Here is an 18,009-nt window from a genome sequence, read left to right as displayed (position 1 = left end):
CGACGCTGATCATGGAGGCATGTGCCATGAGGTGCTCTATCAACCGATCACACCTGGCGCTTGCCGTCTGCGTGGTGGTGCTTGTGGGCTGTTCCGGCACCCGTGATCGGGCATCGCAAAAAACCGCGTCCATGCCCGCGCTTGCCTTGGTGAACGACGTGTGTTCCCTGTGCCACGGGCTGACGGGGGAGTCGGTGTCGCCGTCGTTTCCCAAGTTGGCCGGTCAGCAAAAAGACTACCTCAAGGCCCAGTTGGCCGATTTCAAAGGCCATGTGCGCATGGATAAGGCCACGACTCAGTACATGTGGGGCTTCACCCATTTGACCGACGCGCAGATCGCTGACCTGGCGGACTATTTTTCAAAGCAGCGGCCCATGCAGGCAGAAAGCGAAACGCCGGATGCCAGGGGCGAATGGATCTTTCGCCACGGCGTGCCGGCAGCCGGTATCGCCCAGTGCAGCGCCTGCCATGGCAGCGAGGGGCAGGGCCAAGGTCGGACACCGCGCGTGGCCGGCCAGCATGCCGCCTACCTGATCAGCCAGATCAAGGTGTTTCAACAGGCTGACCTGCGCGAGCGGGGGGACCTGGAGAGCCAGATTGCGCATACGCTGTCGGACGCCGATGCCGAGGCGGTCGCGCATTACATGGCGAGGCTGGGGCCATGAAACTCACGGCTGTACCGCCTCGGGAAGCGTTGCTCGGCGCGCCGACCCCCACGGCCGAACGCTCGCAGGCGATCAGTAACGATGAGATTGCCGCGGTGTTTGACGATATCGCCGACTTGCTCGAGATCGATGACGCCAACCCGTTTCGCATCCGTGCTTACCGGGTGGCGGCGCGCACCGTGAGGGCGCTGACGGTCGAACTGGCGCCGCTCATCGCACGTGGCGAACCCTTGCCAAAACTGCCGGGGATTGGCGTGGACCTGGCGGGCAAGATCAGTGAAATCGCCACGACCGGCAATTGTGCCCTGCGTCAGCGCTTGCGTTCGACATTGCCGCCTGGGCTGGTGGAGTTGCTGTCCATCGCCGGCCTGGGGCCCAAACGCATCAAGCACCTTTACCATGACCTGGGCATCGCCACCGCGCAGCAACTGTGCGAGGCCGCCCAGCAGGGTCATATCCGTCACGTTCCCGGTTTTGGCGAACGGCTGGAGGCGCGCTTATTGAGCGCCGCGCAGAAGGGGCTCGGAAAGGATCGCCGATTGCCGCTGGCGGTTGTCGAGCCCGTGGCGCTGCGGTTGATCGAATACTTGCGCCAACTGCCTGGGGTCGAAGATGCGCAGTTGGCTGGCAGTCTGCGGCGTATGCGCGACACCGTGGGGGATATCGACATCCTGGTGACCGCTGCGCCCTCGGTGGGTGTCACGGCGCACTTGGTCAAGCACCCGGAGGTTTCCACCGTATTGGTGAAAGGTCGTACACGGGCCAGCGTCGTGCTGGACTCCGGTCTGCAAGTGGATGTGCGGGTCGTCAAACCCGCGGACTTGGGCGCCGCGCTGGTGTATTTCACCGGCAGCAAGGCGCATAACATCGCGATCCGCAAGCAGGCGCGGGACCTAGGGCTCAAGCTGAATGAATATGGGGTGTTCAAGGGGCAGGAGCGGCTGGCGGGGGCCACGGAGGTGTCTGTTTATCAGGCGCTCGGGTTGCGCTGGATCACGCCGGAGTTGCGTGAAGATCGCGGTGAAGTGGCGGCGGCACTCAGCGGGCGTTTGCCGAGGCTCGTGGAGGTGAGTGACCTCAAGGGTGATTTGCACGTGCACAGCCTTGACTCCGATGGCGGCAATAGCCTGGAACAGATGGCATTGGCCGCGCAGCAAGCCGGGTTGGAATACCTGGCGATCACTGACCATTCCCGCGCACTCGCAGTGGCCCATGGTCTGGCTGGCGAGCGGTTGTTGAAGCAGATCGACCAGATCGATGCACTCAACGCCCGCCTTCAGGGCATCACCGTGCTCAAGGGCGTGGAAGTCGAGATTCTCGAAGATGGCAGCCTGGATCTACCGGATACGATCCTGGGGCGCCTGGATCTTGTGGTGGGGGCGGTCCACTCCCATTTCGGCCTGACACTGCGCCAACAGACTCAACGCCTGCTCAGGGCCATGGATCATCGTTATTTCACGATTCTGGCGCACCCGTTGTGTCGCCTGATCAATGAACGCGCGCCGTTGAATATGGACCTGTCGGCCATCATCAGGGCCGCCGCCGCACGCGGCTGCTGCCTGGAGCTCAACGCGCAACCCCAACGCATGGACCTGTTCGATCTGCAATGCCAATACGCCAAAGACCAGGGCGTGCTTATCAGCATCAATTCGGATGCCCATCGCGCCACGGATTTTTCGTATTTGCGCTACGGCGTCGCTCAAGCCCGGCGTGCCTGGCTAGGTAAGGATGACGTACTCAATACCCGCTCACTGAGGGCGCTGAAGTCTTTATTGGCCAAGGCGCGGGGAGGGCGCGCCGACGCGGCCAGGGACTGATTGTTGGTCGATAGTTGACAAAAATCAGAGTGCCACCACCACAGCGCCGGATACTTGAACCGCAGCAGGTGCTTTCCTGCCATGACCTTCAAGGAGATTCCCATGAATATGCGTTTACCCGTTGTGTTGCTCAGCATCCTGTTGGCGCTGTCGGCCGGTTGCAGTAGTAAGTCCGCCAAAGAGCTGGATGCGCGCCTGGAGTCGGCCCAAAGCAATGCGCTGTCGGCGAAAGCCAGGGCCGATGAAGCCTACTCCAAAGCCGAGCAGGCGGCGGCAGCCGCCAATCAAGCGCAACAGACCGCCGACCAAGCCAATGAGCGTGCCAGCCGGGTACTCGAAAAGGCGAGCCGCAAGTAGTGAACGGTTGCAGCACCCGACGCCTCGTCGGGCTTGCTGCAAGGCCGCTCCAACGCGGGCGGCAGCGACACAGGGTTGGGTATTCCGACCGGTGCCGGGCAGGGCAGGAGAAGTCATGAGTAGCGTCCCCACCACTGCCGCCGCACACCCGGCCATCGCGTCGAACGGTCTGAGTAAATGGTTTGGCGAGGGCAGTGCGCGCATGACGGCGGTCGATCAGGTGGCGCTGGTCGCGCAGTTTGGCGAAATGGTCTTTATCGTCGGGCCTTCCGGCAGTGGCAAAACCACCCTGTTAAGCATGATCTCCGGGATATTGCGCCCCGACGCCGGCACAGTGACGATCAATGGGCAGGATATCTGGAGCCTGAGCACCGACCAGTTGGCCGAGTTGCGGCTCAACAGCATTGGCTTCGTGTTCCAGGACTATCATCTCTTCGCGCGGCTGACCGCCGCTGAAAATGTGGCCATTCCCTTGATTCTCCAGCACCACGACTGGAATGACGCAATTGCGCAGGCCAGGCAAAGCCTGGAGGTCGTCGGGCTCAAGGACCGCGGGGACATCCTGCCGGTCAAACTGTCGGGCGGCGAGCAGCAGCGTGTCGCCATCGCCCGAGCGATTGTCGGTGCCCCGCAGATATTGATCCTGGATGAGCCCACGGCGTCCCTGGATGGCGACACCGGGAAAATGATCATCGCTTTCGTCAAGGAAAAAATCCTCAATCAGCAGCGCTGCATCCTGATCGTTACCCACGATGCGCGGATCAACGAGTACGCCGACCGCATCATCTATATGGAAGACGGCCGTATCTCCGAGCCCACCAGGGCTGCGCTGTGAAAAAGCCGATCCTGTTTGCGCTGGCGATACTCGGCGTGCTCGCCGGGCTGGTCGCCGCCTACCTGTTCGGACGCACCCCTCAAACGCTGCCGCCGGCCTTTGCGCCGGCGAGCAGCAGCTACGAGAGCGCCATCTATGCCAACGGCATCATCGAAAGCGAGCAGTCCGGTGGCAGCAATATCGTGATCTATCCGCAGGTCGCCGGGCCGGTCACGCAAGTGCTGGTGCGCGAGGGGCAGACGGTCACACGCGGCACACCGTTGGTGATGATCGATGACGCATTGCCCCGCGCCAATTTCGAACTGGCGCAAGCCAATATGAGCACGGCGCGGGATCAGTACAACAAACGCCTGGCCTCATATGCGCTGGATCCCAAGTCGATCAGCAAGGACACCCTCGATACCGCGAAGGGCACGGCGGCCCAGGCGCAGGCATCGCTCAACGTGGCCGCCGCGGCATTGGCGCAATACGTGATCAAGGCCCCCAGGAGCGGGGTCATCCTGGCGATCAACAGCACCGTTGGCAGTTATGTGTCGTCCCAAGGTGCCTACGACACCTACACCCAAGGGTTCAGCCCGCTGGTGGTCATGAGTGCCGACCAGGCGTATCTGGCCGTTCGCTGCTACGTGGACGAGATCCTGATTGCCCGGCTGCCGGCCCCCGAACACATGCGTGCGCAGATGCTGATCCACGGCACGGATATCAAGGTTCCGTTGGAGTTCGTGCGCTTGCAGCCTTACGTATCGCCGAAGATCGAGTTGTCCAATCAGCGCCAGGAAAAAGTCGACCTGAGGGTGCTGGCGGTGATTTTCCGGTTTGATAAAAAAGACCTGCCGAGGGTGTATCCAGGACAGTTGGTGGATGTCTTCATAGGTCAGAAATAATGCACAGGCTCGCTTGGTTTGGCCGCGTATGCGCCGGTTGGCTCGCCCTGAGCCTGCTGATGCTGGGCAGCGCCTGTACGGTTGGCCCGGACTTTTCACGCCCGCCGGCTCCCACGCCATCCGGCTACCTGCGCGATGCGCAGCCGAGTACGGTCGCGGCGCAGGGGCAGGAACAACGGTTTTTGCCGGGCAGTGAGGTGTCACCGTATTGGTGGCGTTTGTTTCAGTCCGCGCCGCTGGACGCACTGGTGGACCAGGCGATTGCTCACAACATGACCTTGCAGGGCGCCGAGGCCAGTCTGCGCCGAAGCCAGGACACGCTGATGGCCGGATATGGGGTGTTCTACCCGCAGCTGGATGCCCACTTCGGTGCCGGCCGGGAACGCAGTGCGCCCATTCAGCAAGGCCAGTCGACGCCCGGCTCGGTCTTCAATGTGCTGACTTTGAGCGGCACCATCAGCTACACGCTGGATGTGTTCGGCGGTGAGCGGCGCACCGTTGAGGGCCTGCAAGCGCAGGTCGACCAGCAACAGTGGCTGATGCAGGCGGCCTACCTGACGTTGACGGCCAATGTGGTCAATACGGCCATCGCGCGTGCGGCCTATACCGCGCAAATCGAAGCCACGCAGCAACTGATTGAGCTGCAAAAGCAGCAACTTCAATCGACCCAGGCCCAGGTACGCAGTGGTACGGCGCCGTATTCCTCGAGCTTGAGCGTGCAAAGCCTGATCGCCAGCAATGAGGCGTCATTGCCGGCGTTGAAGCAGAAAGTCAGTCAGGCCGAGCATCTACTCGCCACGCTTGAAGGCGCGATGCCCAGCCAACTGTTCCTTCCCGACATCCCGCTGAGCGGACTTTCCCTGCCCAAGGACCTGCCCGTCAGCCTGCCTTCCATGCTGGTGCGCCAGCGCCCGGATATCCTCGCCGCTGAAGCGCAGCTGCACCAGGCCAGCGCCGATATCGGGGTGGCGACGGCGGCGATGTTCCCCAGCTTCAGCCTGACGGGTACCTACGGTACCGCCGGGGCTTCCGCCGGTTCCCTGTTCGCCGGCGCCGGACGCTTCTGGAGTGTCGGGCCTTCGATGGATATCCCCGTGTTCCAGGGCGGGCGCCTGTGGTACGGACGCCAGGCCGCCATCGATGCGTATCAGCAAGCGGCGGCGAATTATCGGCAGGTGGTGCTGGCGTCTTTCGCGCAAGTCGCCGATGCCCTCAAGGCCTTGGAGTTCGATGCCCAGGCCGTGCAAAAACAAGCCGAGGCACAAGCCACGGCGCAGGAGGCATTGCGCTTGTTGCAAGCCAACTACCGCGCGGGCCTGGTGACCTACCTGGAGCTGTTGGCCGCCGACGTGCAACTGCACCAGGTGAACATCGCTTACTTGCAGGCGTTGGCCCAACGTCACCAGGACACGGTGGGGTTGTTCGTCGCCCTGGGAGGCGGGTGGTGGAACCGTCCGGACGCGGCAGCGCAAAGGCCGGCGCCATGAAGTACGCCGGCATCCTGCGCATCGGCTACAAGCTGCTGGTGAATGATCGCGCCAAGTTCTCTGCGCTGCTGGTCGGGATCACCTTTTCGGTGTTCCTGATGATGCAAATGACCGCGATGTTCGCCGGCATTCTGAATCGGGCGTATTCGACGGTCACCAACATCGGGGCGCCCATGTGGATCATCGATCCGTCGGTCAACACGCCCACCATCGTCATTCCTCTGCCGGACTATTTGCTGGATGCGGTGCGCAGCATGGACGAGGTTGAATATGCCGTGCCGATTTTCATTGGCAGTGCACAGGTGCGGCTGGCCGACGGGACGTACCAGGGCGTCAGCGTGATCGGCCTGGATGATACGAGCCTGTTTGGCCGCCCGGCGTTGGAGCAGGGGGCCATCGAGGACATCTACGCCGAGAATGCCTTCATCATGGTCCACGATGCCGAGTTTTCGAAGCTGGGCAACCCCCGTATCGGCACCTCGTTCGAACTCAACGATCACCGCGGCACTATCGTGGGCATCGCTAAAGTCCTGGTCGGCGGGTTGACTGGCGTACCGACGCTGTACACCACCTACCGGCGAGCCATCGAGTACATTCCGACCACCCGTTTTACGGTCTCCTACATTTTGCTCAAGCCCAGGAGCCGTGCGGCTGAAGCCGCGATCGAGCAGCAAGTGGCCCGCCTGGGTTATGTCGCCTTGACCAAGGAGGCATTCAACCAGCGCATTGCCGATTTCTACATCTACCAGACCGGGGTGGGGACCAGCATCCTGCTGATGACCGTCATCAGCTTTCTGGTCGGCCTCTCGATTTCCGGCCAGACGTTCTACACCTTCATCCTGGAGAACCTGGACAAGTTCGCCGCCCTCAAAGCCATTGGCGCCAAGAGCCGGGAGTTGGTGTACATGATCCTGTTCATGGCACTGTTTACCGCCATGACCGGTTACGGCCTGGGCATCGCCCTGGTGACCCTGCTGATCAGCGTCACGCGGACTTACTTGCCTAACTACGCGGCGATCATCACCTTCTGGAACCTCGGGTTGGCGTTTGGCATGGTGTTGTTGATCGCGGGATTTTCCAGTTACCTGGGGATCCGCAAGGTCCTGAGGATTGAGCCGTACGATATCTTTCGCGGCTGAGGCGCATGCAGCGCGGTGGCCACGCCGGAGCGTACACAAAAAAAGCCCCTGGCCGGTTTCCCGGCGAGGGGCAAGATGGCCTGGGATTCACTCGCCCTTGATCGGCACGACCTTATCCGCTTTCATGGCTTCAGGCTTTTTCGGCAACGAGATGCTCAGCACACCCTTGCTGAAACTCGCGTCGATCTTATCGGCGTCAATTCCCTTAGGCAGGTTGAACACCCGTTCGAAGGAACCGTAGTGACGCTCGCTAAGGTGGTAGCCTTTGCGTTTTTCTTCCTTGTCCTCCTGCTTCTCGCCTTTGATGATCAGGCTGCCATTGGACAGTTTGACCTCAATGTCTTTCTGGTCCATACCGGGCACTTCGGCGGTAATTTCGTAGCTTTTGTCTTTCTCGGTGATGTCCACGGCGGGCATGCCATGGCCTATCAGCTCGCGACGCCAGAACGGTTCAACGTCGAACAGGCCCCGGCTGAAGGGCGACAGGCTGGTACCGAGATTAAAGTCCTCAAACAGGTGGTCTACCTGTTGCCGCAGTTTTTCCAGTGGCCGCCACAGGTCTGTCGTCATGGGGAGCCGGTCGGATTTATGTTCGGTCGTGACCGGCATTTTTTTTGCGGAATTGCTCATCTTGATACTCCTCTCAGATAGAAGGCAGGCAACGCAGATCCATGGCGTGGCCTGCCAGGACAGAACACGGGGTCTCTTACAAGGTCAGTGTCCCCGACCACAGCATCCAGCCGGCGTAGGCAGCGGCCGCCCAGATGATGATCAACAGCCCGGTTTCAGGGCCGCTGAGCGGTTGCCCCTGACGGGCTTTCATGCTGCCCAGGTAGATCAACGAGCCAGGGGCGTAGAGGAGGGCGCTGAGCAGCAGGTATTTAGGCCCGGCGGCGTAGAGCAGCCATACGCAATACAGCGTGGCGACCGCCGCGATGGCCATGTCGCGCAGTTGCAGGGCGCGGTGGCCGGCGTAGGTGGTGCCCTGCCAGGTCAGTTTCAATGCATAGAGGCCGCTGAACAGGTAGGGCACCAGGATCATCGACGTGGCCAGGGAGATCAGCGCGAGATAACTGGCGCTCGAATACAGGGTCAACAGCAGGAATACCTGGATGCAGCCGTTGGTCAGCCACAGCGCATTGGCGGGCACGCCCTGGGTATTTTCCGTGGCCAGCGCGCCCGGCATGACCTTTTCCTTGGCCGGCGTAAATACCGACTCGGCGGCCAGCAGCGTCCAGGCGAGCAGGGCGCCGCCCACCGAAATGATCAAGCCGATACTGATCAGCACCGCCCCCCATGGCCCGGCCGCTACCTGCAGTACACCCGCCATCGATGGGTTCTTGAGGGCAGCGAGTTCCGGTTGTTTGAGAACCCCCAGCGACAGCAACGACACCGCGATCAGCAGCAACAGCGTGATAACAAAACCGATCACCGTGGCGCGCCCGACATTCGCGCGCTCCGCAGCCCGGGCAGAAAACACGTTGGCGCCTTCGATCCCGATAAACACCCAGACAGTCACCAGCATGGTGCTTTTGACTTGATCCAACGTACTGCCCAAGGCGGGTGCGCCCCAGAAGTCGACGCTGAAGGTCTCACGCTGGAACGCCGCGATCACCAGGCCGATGAATAGCAGCAACGGCACGATCTTGGCGAGGGTCGTCAACGCGTTGGCGCGGGCAGCGGTGCGCACCCCCCGCAGGATCATCCAGTGCAACGCCCACAGCACCACGGATGCACCGGCGATCGCGGCTTTGTTATTGCCATCGCCGAACAGCGGGAAGAAGTAGCTCAGGGCCGCGAACAGGATCACCAGGTAACTGACGTTACCGATCCAGGCACTGATCCAGTAACCCCAGGCGGAATTGAAACTCAGGTATTCACCGCCCAGCGCACGGGCATAGGCAAATACGCCGTTGTCCAGCGCCGGTTGACGGTTGGACAGGGTCTGATAGACCAGGGCCAGCGACAGCATGCCGACGCCGGTGATCAACCACCCAATCAGGATCGCGCCAGCGCCCGCACCGGCCGCCATGTTTTGTGGCAGGCTGAAAATGCCGCTGCCGATCATCGAGCCGACCACCAGGGCGATCAACAGACTCAACGACAGGCGCTTGGGTTCAACCTTGTGCAGACTGCCCGCAACGGGTTGGGCAGACGGCGGGGCGATCGGTTGGGAGCCTTGTAGATGCGTAGCCATGACGAACCTCCAGGAAACTAGCGTTTCTGCACCATCGAGTACGAAGGTGCGACTGCTGCGCTTAATTTCTGCGTGAAGGGCCAGGGCCTGGTTGATTTAAATCAGATGTAGGTGTCGTCGGGTCAGTGGGAATACCTAACTGATTGAATGGGTTTATAAAAAAAATCGCTGATCTGGGTCCCGCTGGCTTGCGCAGGGTGTAAGCCACCCACCGTCTCGCGTTTTAGACCGTCGACTTCAAACCTGCATGAATTGCCTGATTCTGTCCCCGCACTGATCGGCACGAATGCTCTCGGGCGCCGCATCCAGCGCAACCAAACCGTTTTCCATGAAAATCACCCGGTCGGAAATTGACAGGGCGAAGTCCATCTCATGGGTCACTATCAACAGGGTCATGCCGTCTTTGGCCAAGTCGCCGATCACCTTGAGCACATCGCCCACCAGTTCCGGGTCGAGGGCTGACGTTGGCTCATCAAACAGCATGATGTGGGGATCCATGGCCAATGCGCGGGCAATTGCCACCCGTTGTTGCTGGCCTCCAGACAATTGGTGCGGGTATTTTTGCGCGTGCGCCAGCAGCCCGACCTTGTCCAGCAGGGCGTAGGCACGCTGCTCACTGACGAACGTGTCGACGCCGTGATAGCGCGGTGCAAGCGTGACGTTGTCGAGAATGGTGCGATGTGGAAACAGGTTGAAGCTCTGGAACACCATACCGATGCGCTTCACCCCACGGCGGACTTGTTGCGCATGGGGGTTGTCACCGGCGTGGATATAACTTTCGCCGAACAGAATGATCTCGCCTTGGTCGATGCTCTCCAGGGCGTTGATCGTTCGAATCAGCGAGGTTTTTCCCGATCCCGACGGGCCGATGATGGAAATCACCTGACCCACATCAATGCTCAGGTTGATGCCCTTGAGCACCGCGTGCTGGCCGTAGCGCTTGTGAATATCGACCAGTTGCAGGGCGGGCGCCGAGCCGGCTCCCAACGCGGTACGAGCGCCCGTGGAAGGCGGGGCCACCTGTGACGCACGCAGGCGCTGCACGCTGATGTCATCCAGGGTGTGTGGTTTGCGGTTGTTGAGTTCCAGGTGTTGTTCCAGCCAATGAAACAGCCAGCCCAGCACGGTCACGATCAGCACGTAATACACCGCCACCGCCGACAGGGTTTCCATGACCAGGAAGTTTTGCGCGTACAGGCGCTGGCCTACGGTCAGTAGTTCGGTCAAGGAAATCACCGAGACCAGCGAGGTCAGTTTCACCACGGTGATATATTCGTTGATCAGCGTCGGCAGGGAAATGCGAAACGCCTGCGGGATCACGATCAGACGCTGTAGCCCGAGCAGGCCGATGCCCAGCGCGCGGCCGGCTTCTTTCTGGCCTTTGGCAACGGATATCAAGCCGCCACGGTGAATTTCCGCCATGTACGCCGCTTCGGTGACCACCAGGGCCAACAGGCCGGAATAGAAGGGGTTGGAGAGTACTTCACGGGTGACCGGGAACATCTGCGGCAGGTTATAGACGAACACCACCAGGACAAGCAGCGGCACGCTGCGAAAGAACCAGATATAAATCGACGCCGGCACGCTGACCCAACGCGTGGCCGAGAGTTTGGCCGAGGCCAGCAGGAACCCCAATAGCATGCCGATGAACCAGGCCAGCGTGCTGAGCTGCACCACGGTAACGCAGGCGCTCCAGAAGTCGGAGACTGAAAACAGAGAAAAAAAGTAGGGCCATTCAAATTGCATGTGTATCTCCAACTGCTCGCGCCGACGGGGCTTTACCCCAATGCCAGTCAGCCATGGCCTTCTGTAGGAACTAGGCGTCCCCCTCGCTCCTACAGAAGGCCATGGCTGTACTGAGTCAGTTAGTCGGTGCTTCCAGGTTGTATTTCTTCAACAGGGTGGCGTATTCCCCCGACGCTTTCGTCGCATCGAAGGCCTTGAGCAGTGCCTGATAGAGCGCGTCGTTGCCTTTCTTGACGTAGATACCCAGCGTCTGTTGGTAGATCGAGTGCTCGGTGCTGACGACCACGCGGCCCTTGGTACGTTCTGCGATCATGCCGGCGGCGCCGTCGATCTCTACCTGAGCCTGCACATTGCCGGAGAGCAGCGCTTGGGTCACTTCAGGGGCGGACGGGAATTCGCTGACCATAATCGCGCCCTTGTTATTCGGGGTGCAGTAGTCAGTCGAGAGCGTGTTGAACTGCGCCACCCACGTGGTGCCTTTTTCCAGGCCGACTTTCAGGCCACAAAGGTCTTCCGGTACTTTCGGTTTCAGTGGGCTGTCCTTCAGCACCATGATTGCGGCACCGGTCTTGGCGTATGCGATGGTTTGCGCTTGAGTCTGCCGCTGGGGAGTGATGTACATGCCGGAGATGATCGCATCGTAGTGACCGGCGTTCAGGCTGAGGATCAGGTTGGAAAACTTGGTGTCAACGAAGTCAGCCTTGAGGTCCAGGTGCTTGGCGAGCAAGTGCGCAAGTTCGGGGTCGGAGCCGACGACGTTTTTATGTTCGTCGTAGGACTCGAAGGGCGGATAGGTGATCTCCATGCCGACCTTGAGTATGCCGGGCGTCACCGTGGTCGCCGCATGGGCGCCAGTCGAACCCAGGATTGCGACGGCAAGCAGGGTCAAGCGAACAACATTATTCATTGGATTGCGCATCATCGATGACTCCACGTCGGTAAAGTAGGACTGGGCGGGTTTTAAAACAGGGTTGTTGGAACCGGTCGAGGGTTGCATCAGGACGCGTTCTGCGCCTGGTTCTTCAGGTGGCCGAAGCTGGAGGGCTTGCGTGCCTTCTCATACAGCTTGAGTTCGCCGCGTTCGACTTTGCGGCGCAGGTACTGATAGGTCTGCAACGCTTGGCCGAACATGTGTTCGCCGATGGTGATTTCCTCGTAATCCTCACCCCCCGCCAGAAATTGCGGCAGCGGCTTGATCTGGGTGTGGAAGTCGCACGCGTAGAACAGTGGAAAGGAGTAGCGCTCCTCGCTGACGCTGCGCACTCGGTGAGCCGTGGCGACGAACGTCCCCGCGGTCATGACCTCCAGCATGTCGCCGATATTGACCACAAACGCACCGTCTACGGGCGGCGCATCAATCCATTGCCCCTGATCGTTCATCACCTCGAGGCCTGGCTTGTCGGCGAGCAAAATGGTGAAGCACTCATAGTCGGTATGCGCACCAATGCCTGGCGCGTCTTGTGCCGCCGTATCAAATGGGTAATGAATCAGCCGCAGCTTCGACGGTGGGCGCGTGACCAACGCGTCGAAATAGTCTTCATCCAGGCCCAATGCGAGTGCGAAGCCCTTGAACAGGCGACGACCTAATGCGAACACCGCTGCGTAATACGCTTCGACCGCGGGCCGGAAACCCGGCAGGTCGGGCCATTCATTGGCGCCGATCAACGGCGTTCCGGCAATGACCAGCGGATCGTCTTCGCCCACTTCAAAACCGATATCGAAGGCCTCCTTGTGATCCGGTTTGCCTTTGGCATAGACCTCTTCACCTTCAGGCACAAACCCCTTGTGGCTGCGGGAAGTGCCGATGTAATGCTGCATCTTGTACTCAAGCGATTGCGCAAACAGCGCCTTCGCCGCGTGGCGCAAGCCGTCGATCAGTGACGACGCGATGCCGTGGTTCTTGATGTACAGAAAACCCACCGCGCGGGCGGCGTTACCGAGTTCTTCGGCGACCGCCTGGCGTTGTGTGATGTCGTCGCTGTAAAGCCCGGCGATGTCCACCACCGGAATGCGGCTGAAGTTGGCGCTCTTGGGCGTTTTGTCAGGCATGAGGGAACGCTCCTTATCGGGTTGAGGCGCAGGTGAAACGCCGGAAATGCTCGCGCTCGGTGTTTGCCATCCACACGTTCAGCGACCACAGATCGGCTACCGGTACATTGGTGAAGGGCAGGTGATGCAGATAGCCGTCGGCACCGAACTCGGGTGTCAGCGTGCTGATTTGATAGCCGCGGAGTTCCTGGGCGCGCCAGACGGCCTCCCAATGTTGCTGATGGAAGGCCAGCGCTGGGCCGTACTCGGGGGCGGCGGGGTGGGGCACTTGCGGCCCTTGGTCATAACCGACCCGGGCCTGAATGTGGTGAACGCGTTCGACGAAGGCGCTGAGGTCGTCGAACGGATCGTTGAGCAGGCGCTCGCAGGTGACCACCCAATGACTGATGTCACTGGTGAAGCGCAGGTCCGGCAGTTGACGAATCAGCTCGAGGGTGACCCACGGGTTGAACAACGAGCGAGCGCGATGGGTTTCAAAAGCACACACCTGGTCGTGCTTGCGCGCGAGGTCCATGGCGCGGCCAAAGAAGTCGACTTGCTGTGCCAGTGGCCAGCGGTCGTTGCCCGCCAGGAGGTTGACGAAGCGCGGCGACAACTCGGCGGCCCAACTGAGCTTCTTATCCAGGTCCAGGAGGTGTTCGTCGACACTCGCCGATTGTTCCGGCAGGACGTCGTAGGCGCTGAAGACGGTGCTGATATAGCTGACATGGTTAGCGCGTAGAAAGGCTGCGAACTCGGCACGCTCGCTGGCGGTCATGGGCAGGCGAGCTTCCATGCCATCGAAACCGGCCTCAAGCAACTCCTCGAGCGCTTGCGCCTTGCTTGCGGTGTAGCCCCACAGCGTGCGGAATATTTCCAGTTTCATCGATGTGCCCCAAAGAATCCTTCGTGTGATTGACACAGCGGCGTTGCGGCGCAAACCGAAACGCACGACAAACGGCAGTGACTATCAGAAAAGGCAAACTTCGGGCCGCATCTCTAGGGGAGGGCTCCTTTATTGGCGTCGATGATAGGGAAGGGCGAGGAGCGAAAAGAATAGGGCAGCGCAAAAAGATAGTTCAGAGATTTCTAAACTATTGCGCGCAGGTCTATAGGAAGAATTAGGGGGGAGGAGGGCTTCAAAGGCCCCGGATCGGCCCAGTGGCAAGCCAGTCGTTAAGAAACCTTCAAGTGCCTCTCCTCAATTCTCCGTCGGCCTGTGAAGGTAGCTTTCAAGCAGGGTGACAACCTCAGTGAGTTAAGGCTTTTTGTAGGAGCGAGCTTGCTCGCGAAGAACCCACAGGCGCCGCGTTGATTCAGGCAACACGCGTTATCGTTGAGGTTTTTCGCGAGCAAGCTCGCTCCTACAGAAGGCGATGTACGCTTAATTGAAACGGCATTAAGGCTTGCCCTTATGCCGTTCAGTTAAGGCTTTTTGTAGGAGCGAGCTTGCTCGCGAAGCACTCACAGGCGCCGCGTTGATTCAGGCAACACGCGTTATCGTTGAGGTTTTTCGCGAGCAAGCTCGCTCCTACAGAAGGCGATGTACGCTCAACTGAACGGCATTAGGGCTTGCCCCGCGATGGGCCCGTTCTCGACCTGAGCCGGGTCATGAAGAAGAGGCGTGTGCTTGATCGGCTGTAACCCAGGATTTTGAGAACCCTTGGCCAGAAACCAGGTTAGAGTGTTCATCAATACCTTTTCATCAGCCCCCTTCACTCGATTCGCGTCGTCGCGCCAAGCCGTTCCGGCGAACGAACAGGGCCCAAAAAACCGTCTATCAATCGTTGTCTGGAATATGAATCGTCCGCTGTTTGTTTCTCTCGATGGCCCCAAGGGCGCCGGCAAAACCACGTTGCTGGAGGCCGTGACGAAAGTACTGAGGGCAGACAACCAAAAGGTCATCCGCCTGTGCGAGAAAAAAAGCGATCCCTCCAGGGGTGAAACAATGGCCCTCGTCAACCAACTCGTCAGGGACCCCAACCGGGATCTGGAATGGGAGGTGTGTGAGCGCTTTGCTGATAGCCGTGCCTGGATCTCCCGGCACGTGCTGGATAAACAGCCGCCAGGCAGCATCATTTTGATAGACCGCTGGTACCCCTCCGATGCCGCGTTTCGCCGGATAATCCCGTTTGCACATATCCTGCAATTGAACATCGATCGAAACGTGCGAGTGCCAGACCTGCATGTCGGCGTTGTCACCGCCCCCGAGATTTCATGGGGCAGGGCAGCCGCGCGACGGCGTGGGCTGGGCAGTACAGTGACCCAGACACTGGAAGAACATAGTGCCTGTACCCAGGCGTTTGAACGCGCGATGGCCGACAACGACTGGGTTTTATGCCGCAATGAAGGAACGATCGAAGAGGCCACGAGGCGGGTGATTTCCAGGATTTACCCTTTGATAGGGCTGGGGCCAGGTGGATAACGGCGTGCAGACCTACACCGCACACCTGCACATCGTGCCTTGGGCAAAGCCGGTCGCTGGCTTCTGGATGATCTGGCTCGGCGTCTGGGTCGGTGATCTCCACCGTTCCTCCACACGCACTCAGCTGAGTCTCCACACCCCGTCCGTACAATCGCTCCTTACACAGAGGAGTGGCTCATGTCTTTCACTAACGGTCTTAGCGGTATTAACGCAGCCAATAAGCAACTGGACGTGGCTGGCAACAACATCGCGAACGTGGCAACCACGGGGTTCAAATCGTCCCGTGCTGAATTCGCCGATGTCTATTCAACAACACTGCTGGGGACGGTCAGCAGTGCGATAGGCCGGGGCGTGCGCCTGGCGAATGTCTCCCAGCAGTTCAACCAAGGTGACCTCAAAAATACCGGTAACGCCCTTGATCTCAGCATTCGAGGGAGCGGTTTTTTTGTGCTGGGCGACAATGGATCACTGAGTTACTCACGGGCGGGTGCGTTCAAGGTCAATGCCGAGAACGTTGTGGTCGACAACACCGGCCACCGTCTTCAAGGCTATGGCGCGGATCTCAACGGCAATATCGCCAAGGGTGCGCTGGCTGATCTGAAGATCGACAAGTCCCACCTTGCACCTCACGCCACCACGCGTGTCGAACAGACCGTGAATCTGAACTCAGCGCAACGCCTCCCCAGCGTGGCGACATTTAATCCCGCAGATCCCAACAGTTACAACCACATGGTCGCCACGCCTGTCTATGACTCACAAGGCAACAGGCACGCCATGGAACAGTATTACGTCAAACTTCCGCTCGCCAACTCATGGACGGTACACACCTTCATCGACGGGCGCAGCCCGGCAGATCCTGTTCAGCAACCCCCCGTGGGCCTCAAAGCCGACCTCACGTTTAACGCCAACGGCACCCTCGGCTCGCTGACGGCGGGGACAGGCTGGAGCAAAACCGGAAACACGCTGACGTTGACGGGGTGGCGACCCGGCGTGATGAACAACGCCAGCGGTCATCCACCGAGCTGGAGTCTTAACGGCGCTCGCGGGGCCGTGCCGGGCATAGCGCTTGATTTTGGCAAGACCACTTCGTTCGCGGCCGCGTCTACTCATACGGCGCCGGCGCAGGACGGTTATCCCAGCGGGCAGATCAGCGGCCTGACGATCGACGCCACCGGCATCATGAATGCGAATTTCAGCAACGGGCAAACCAAGGCGATTGGCCAAGTGGCACTGGCCAGTTTCACCAATGAGCAGGGCTTGCAACCTGCGGGTGGAACGCGATGGAAGGAGACATTCGCTTCGGGCCTACCCGGAATCGACGCGCCTGGGGCGGACTCTGCGGGGGTAATCGTGTCCAACTCGCTGGAGGCGTCCAACGTCGATTTGACCAATGAGTTGGTCAACCTGATCCAAGCGCAACGCAATTATCAGGCGAATGCAAAGACCCTGACGACCCAGAACAAATTGCTCCAGACCGTTATCCAGATGAAGTAACTCGCTCACCCGTCGTGCCGTTCTCAATCCCCATCAATCAGCCAGGTAGTGTGCGCTGAGTCGCGCGCTCAGGAGTCAACATGCTTCCAGCCCTTTACGTAGCCAAGACGGGTCTGTCCGCCCAAGACACCAACCTCACTACAATTTCCAATAACCTTGCGAATGTCTCGACAACCGGTTTCAAGCGTGACCGCGCTGAGTTTCAGGACCTGCTGTACCAGACTCATCGACAGCCCGGTGCAGCGTCCACACAAAACAGCGAGTTGCCCTCCGGCCTGCAAACGGGCACCGGCGTACGCATTGTGGGCACGCAGAAAAACTTCTCGGCGGGCGGTCTGCAGGCCACCGGGCAACCCTTGGATATGGCGATCAACGGTCGCGGTTTTTTCCAGATCCAGCAACCGGATGGCACGACTTCCTATACGCGCGACGGCACGTTTCACCTGGACGCCAATGGCCGCATCGTGAATGCGAACGGCTTTGCGCTTGAGCCTGCCATTGTGGTTCCAGCCAACGCCCAGACCTTCACGGTTGGCCGCGATGGCACGGTCTCCATCAGTGTGGCCGGGAACCCGGCGACCCAGGTCATCGGCAATATTCAAACGGCTGACTTCATCAATCCGGCGGGGCTGCAGGCGATCGGCGGCAATCTGTTTCTCGAAACAGCGGCCAGCTCGGCCCCGCAGGTCGGTACGCCTGGCCTGGCGGGGTTGGGCACCCTTTTGCAAAACAGCCTGGAAACGTCCAACGTCAGCACGGTTGAAGAAATGGTCAACATGATCACGACGCAGCGTGCATACGAAATGAACGCCAAGGTGATCAAGGCGGCTGACGGGATGCTGAGCAACCTTACCCAGAAGCTCTGATGGTGGTTGGATTTGAGCACGGTTGCAGCGCAATACGAGGGGCGATGCTGGAGGTGCATCATGGGTGGC

At 60.1% G+C, this 18,009-nt stretch carries 16 protein-coding genes; 10 read left to right on the top strand and 6 right to left on the bottom strand.

Annotation, left to right across the window (positions count from 1 at the left end; translation table 11 throughout):
- Positions 1-26: 26 nt before the first annotated feature.
- From AB7933_RS17560 to AB7933_RS17530, 7 genes are all read left to right on the top strand, one after another.
- Complete coding sequence (locus AB7933_RS17560) at positions 27-665, top strand: c-type cytochrome (RefSeq protein ID WP_024075490.1); 639 nt, start codon at positions 27-29, stop codon at positions 663-665.
- Positions 662-2,482, top strand: coding sequence for a DNA polymerase/3'-5' exonuclease PolX (gene polX, locus AB7933_RS17555; RefSeq protein ID WP_024075489.1), 1,821 nt, complete (start codon positions 662-664; stop codon positions 2,480-2,482). Before AB7933_RS17560 ends, polX begins: the two co-directional genes overlap by 4 nt.
- 102 nt (positions 2,483-2,584) lie before the next feature.
- Positions 2,585-2,839 carry an Lpp/OprI family alanine-zipper lipoprotein gene (locus AB7933_RS17550; RefSeq protein WP_024075488.1) on the top strand — a complete coding sequence of 85 codons (255 nt, stop codon included), beginning with the start codon at positions 2,585-2,587 and terminating at the stop codon, positions 2,837-2,839.
- Between the two features lie 115 nt (positions 2,840-2,954).
- Positions 2,955-3,674, top strand: coding sequence for an ABC transporter ATP-binding protein (locus tag AB7933_RS17545; RefSeq protein WP_024075487.1), 720 nt, complete (start codon positions 2,955-2,957; stop codon positions 3,672-3,674).
- Positions 3,671-4,558 (top strand): efflux RND transporter periplasmic adaptor subunit, encoded by an 888-nt coding sequence (locus AB7933_RS17540; protein ID WP_024075486.1) that lies wholly within the window; start codon positions 3,671-3,673, stop codon positions 4,556-4,558. Before AB7933_RS17545 ends, AB7933_RS17540 begins: the two co-directional genes overlap by 4 nt.
- On the top strand, positions 4,558-6,045 hold the full coding sequence (locus AB7933_RS17535; protein ID WP_024075485.1) for an efflux transporter outer membrane subunit: 1,488 nt from the start codon (positions 4,558-4,560) through the stop codon (positions 6,043-6,045). The genes AB7933_RS17540 and AB7933_RS17535 overlap by 1 nt, the downstream gene beginning before the upstream one ends.
- Positions 6,003-7,184 (top strand): ABC transporter permease, encoded by a 1,182-nt coding sequence (locus tag AB7933_RS17530; protein ID WP_236645981.1) that lies wholly within the window; start codon positions 6,003-6,005, stop codon positions 7,182-7,184. Before AB7933_RS17535 ends, AB7933_RS17530 begins: the two co-directional genes overlap by 43 nt.
- A gap of 87 nt (positions 7,185-7,271) precedes the next feature.
- On the opposite strand, the gene AB7933_RS17525 is transcribed toward AB7933_RS17530, so the two are convergent.
- The 6 genes from AB7933_RS17525 to AB7933_RS17500 all read right to left on the bottom strand — a co-directional run bounded on the left by AB7933_RS17525 (position 7,272) and on the right by AB7933_RS17500 (position 14,041).
- Positions 7,272-7,814 carry an Hsp20/alpha crystallin family protein gene (locus tag AB7933_RS17525; RefSeq protein WP_024075483.1) on the bottom strand — a complete coding sequence of 181 codons (543 nt, stop codon included), beginning with the start codon at positions 7,812-7,814 and terminating at the stop codon, positions 7,272-7,274.
- A 76-nt stretch (positions 7,815-7,890) separates the two neighbouring features.
- On the bottom strand, positions 7,891-9,381 hold the full coding sequence (gene arcD, locus AB7933_RS17520; RefSeq protein WP_024075482.1) for an arginine-ornithine antiporter: 1,491 nt from the start codon (positions 9,379-9,381) through the stop codon (positions 7,891-7,893).
- Positions 9,382-9,618: 237 nt separating this feature from the next.
- Complete coding sequence (locus AB7933_RS17515; RefSeq protein WP_024075481.1) at positions 9,619-11,127, bottom strand: amino acid ABC transporter permease/ATP-binding protein; 1,509 nt, start codon at positions 11,125-11,127, stop codon at positions 9,619-9,621.
- A 115-nt stretch (positions 11,128-11,242) separates the two neighbouring features.
- Positions 11,243-12,046, bottom strand: coding sequence for an ABC transporter substrate-binding protein (locus tag AB7933_RS17510; RefSeq protein ID WP_041161208.1), 804 nt, complete (start codon positions 12,044-12,046; stop codon positions 11,243-11,245).
- A 77-nt stretch (positions 12,047-12,123) separates the two neighbouring features.
- The gene (locus AB7933_RS17505) at positions 12,124-13,176 is read right to left on the bottom strand and encodes an isopenicillin N synthase family dioxygenase (protein WP_024075479.1); all 1,053 of its coding nucleotides are present in this window, start codon (positions 13,174-13,176) and stop codon (positions 12,124-12,126) included.
- A gap of 13 nt (positions 13,177-13,189) precedes the next feature.
- Positions 13,190-14,041, bottom strand: a complete 852-nt coding sequence (locus tag AB7933_RS17500) for a sugar phosphate isomerase/epimerase family protein (RefSeq protein ID WP_024075478.1) — start codon at positions 14,039-14,041, stop codon at positions 13,190-13,192.
- Between the two features lie 912 nt (positions 14,042-14,953).
- Between AB7933_RS17500 and AB7933_RS17495 the strand changes: the two genes are divergently transcribed.
- From AB7933_RS17495 to flgG, 3 genes are all read left to right on the top strand, one after another.
- Positions 14,954-15,580, top strand: a complete 627-nt coding sequence (locus tag AB7933_RS17495; protein ID WP_024075477.1) for a dTMP kinase — start codon at positions 14,954-14,956, stop codon at positions 15,578-15,580.
- A 177-nt stretch (positions 15,581-15,757) separates the two neighbouring features.
- Positions 15,758-17,074 (top strand): flagellar hook protein FlgE, encoded by a 1,317-nt coding sequence (gene flgE / locus AB7933_RS17490; RefSeq protein WP_024075476.1) that lies wholly within the window; start codon positions 15,758-15,760, stop codon positions 17,072-17,074.
- An 80-nt stretch (positions 17,075-17,154) separates the two neighbouring features.
- Positions 17,155-17,940, top strand: a complete 786-nt coding sequence (gene flgG, locus AB7933_RS17485) for a flagellar basal-body rod protein FlgG (protein WP_024075475.1) — start codon at positions 17,155-17,157, stop codon at positions 17,938-17,940.
- Positions 17,941-18,009 lie beyond the last annotated feature (69 nt).

This window comes from Pseudomonas gorinensis (genome assembly GCF_042015035.1).
Taxonomy (GTDB): domain Bacteria; phylum Pseudomonadota; class Gammaproteobacteria; order Pseudomonadales; family Pseudomonadaceae; genus Aquipseudomonas; species Aquipseudomonas gorinensis.
This window is presented reverse-complemented; position numbering and strand designations above follow the sequence as displayed.

Bases quoted from the DNA above. Each gene is read 5' to 3' on its own strand.
- AB7933_RS17560 (WP_024075490.1), top strand. From the start codon at position 27: ATGAGGTGCTCTATCAACCGATCACACCTGGCGCTTGCCGTCTGCGTG.
- polX (WP_024075489.1), top strand. From the start codon at position 662: ATGAAACTCACGGCTGTACCGCCTCGGGAAGCGTTGCTCGGCGCGCCG.
- AB7933_RS17550 (WP_024075488.1), top strand. From the start codon at position 2,585: ATGAATATGCGTTTACCCGTTGTGTTGCTCAGCATCCTGTTGGCGCTG.
- AB7933_RS17545 (WP_024075487.1), top strand. From the start codon at position 2,955: ATGAGTAGCGTCCCCACCACTGCCGCCGCACACCCGGCCATCGCGTCG.
- AB7933_RS17535 (WP_024075485.1), top strand. From the start codon at position 4,558: ATGCACAGGCTCGCTTGGTTTGGCCGCGTATGCGCCGGTTGGCTCGCC.
- AB7933_RS17525 (WP_024075483.1), bottom strand. From the start codon at position 7,814: ATGAGCAATTCCGCAAAAAAAATGCCGGTCACGACCGAACATAAATCC.
- arcD (WP_024075482.1), bottom strand. From the start codon at position 9,381: ATGGCTACGCATCTACAAGGCTCCCAACCGATCGCCCCGCCGTCTGCC.
- AB7933_RS17515 (WP_024075481.1), bottom strand. From the start codon at position 11,127: ATGCAATTTGAATGGCCCTACTTTTTTTCTCTGTTTTCAGTCTCCGAC.
- AB7933_RS17510 (WP_041161208.1), bottom strand. From the start codon at position 12,046: ATGCGCAATCCAATGAATAATGTTGTTCGCTTGACCCTGCTTGCCGTC.
- AB7933_RS17505 (WP_024075479.1), bottom strand. From the start codon at position 13,176: ATGCCTGACAAAACGCCCAAGAGCGCCAACTTCAGCCGCATTCCGGTG.
- AB7933_RS17500 (WP_024075478.1), bottom strand. From the start codon at position 14,041: ATGAAACTGGAAATATTCCGCACGCTGTGGGGCTACACCGCAAGCAAG.
- AB7933_RS17495 (WP_024075477.1), top strand. From the start codon at position 14,954: ATGAATCGTCCGCTGTTTGTTTCTCTCGATGGCCCCAAGGGCGCCGGC.
- flgE (WP_024075476.1), top strand. From the start codon at position 15,758: ATGTCTTTCACTAACGGTCTTAGCGGTATTAACGCAGCCAATAAGCAA.
- flgG (WP_024075475.1), top strand. From the start codon at position 17,155: ATGCTTCCAGCCCTTTACGTAGCCAAGACGGGTCTGTCCGCCCAAGAC.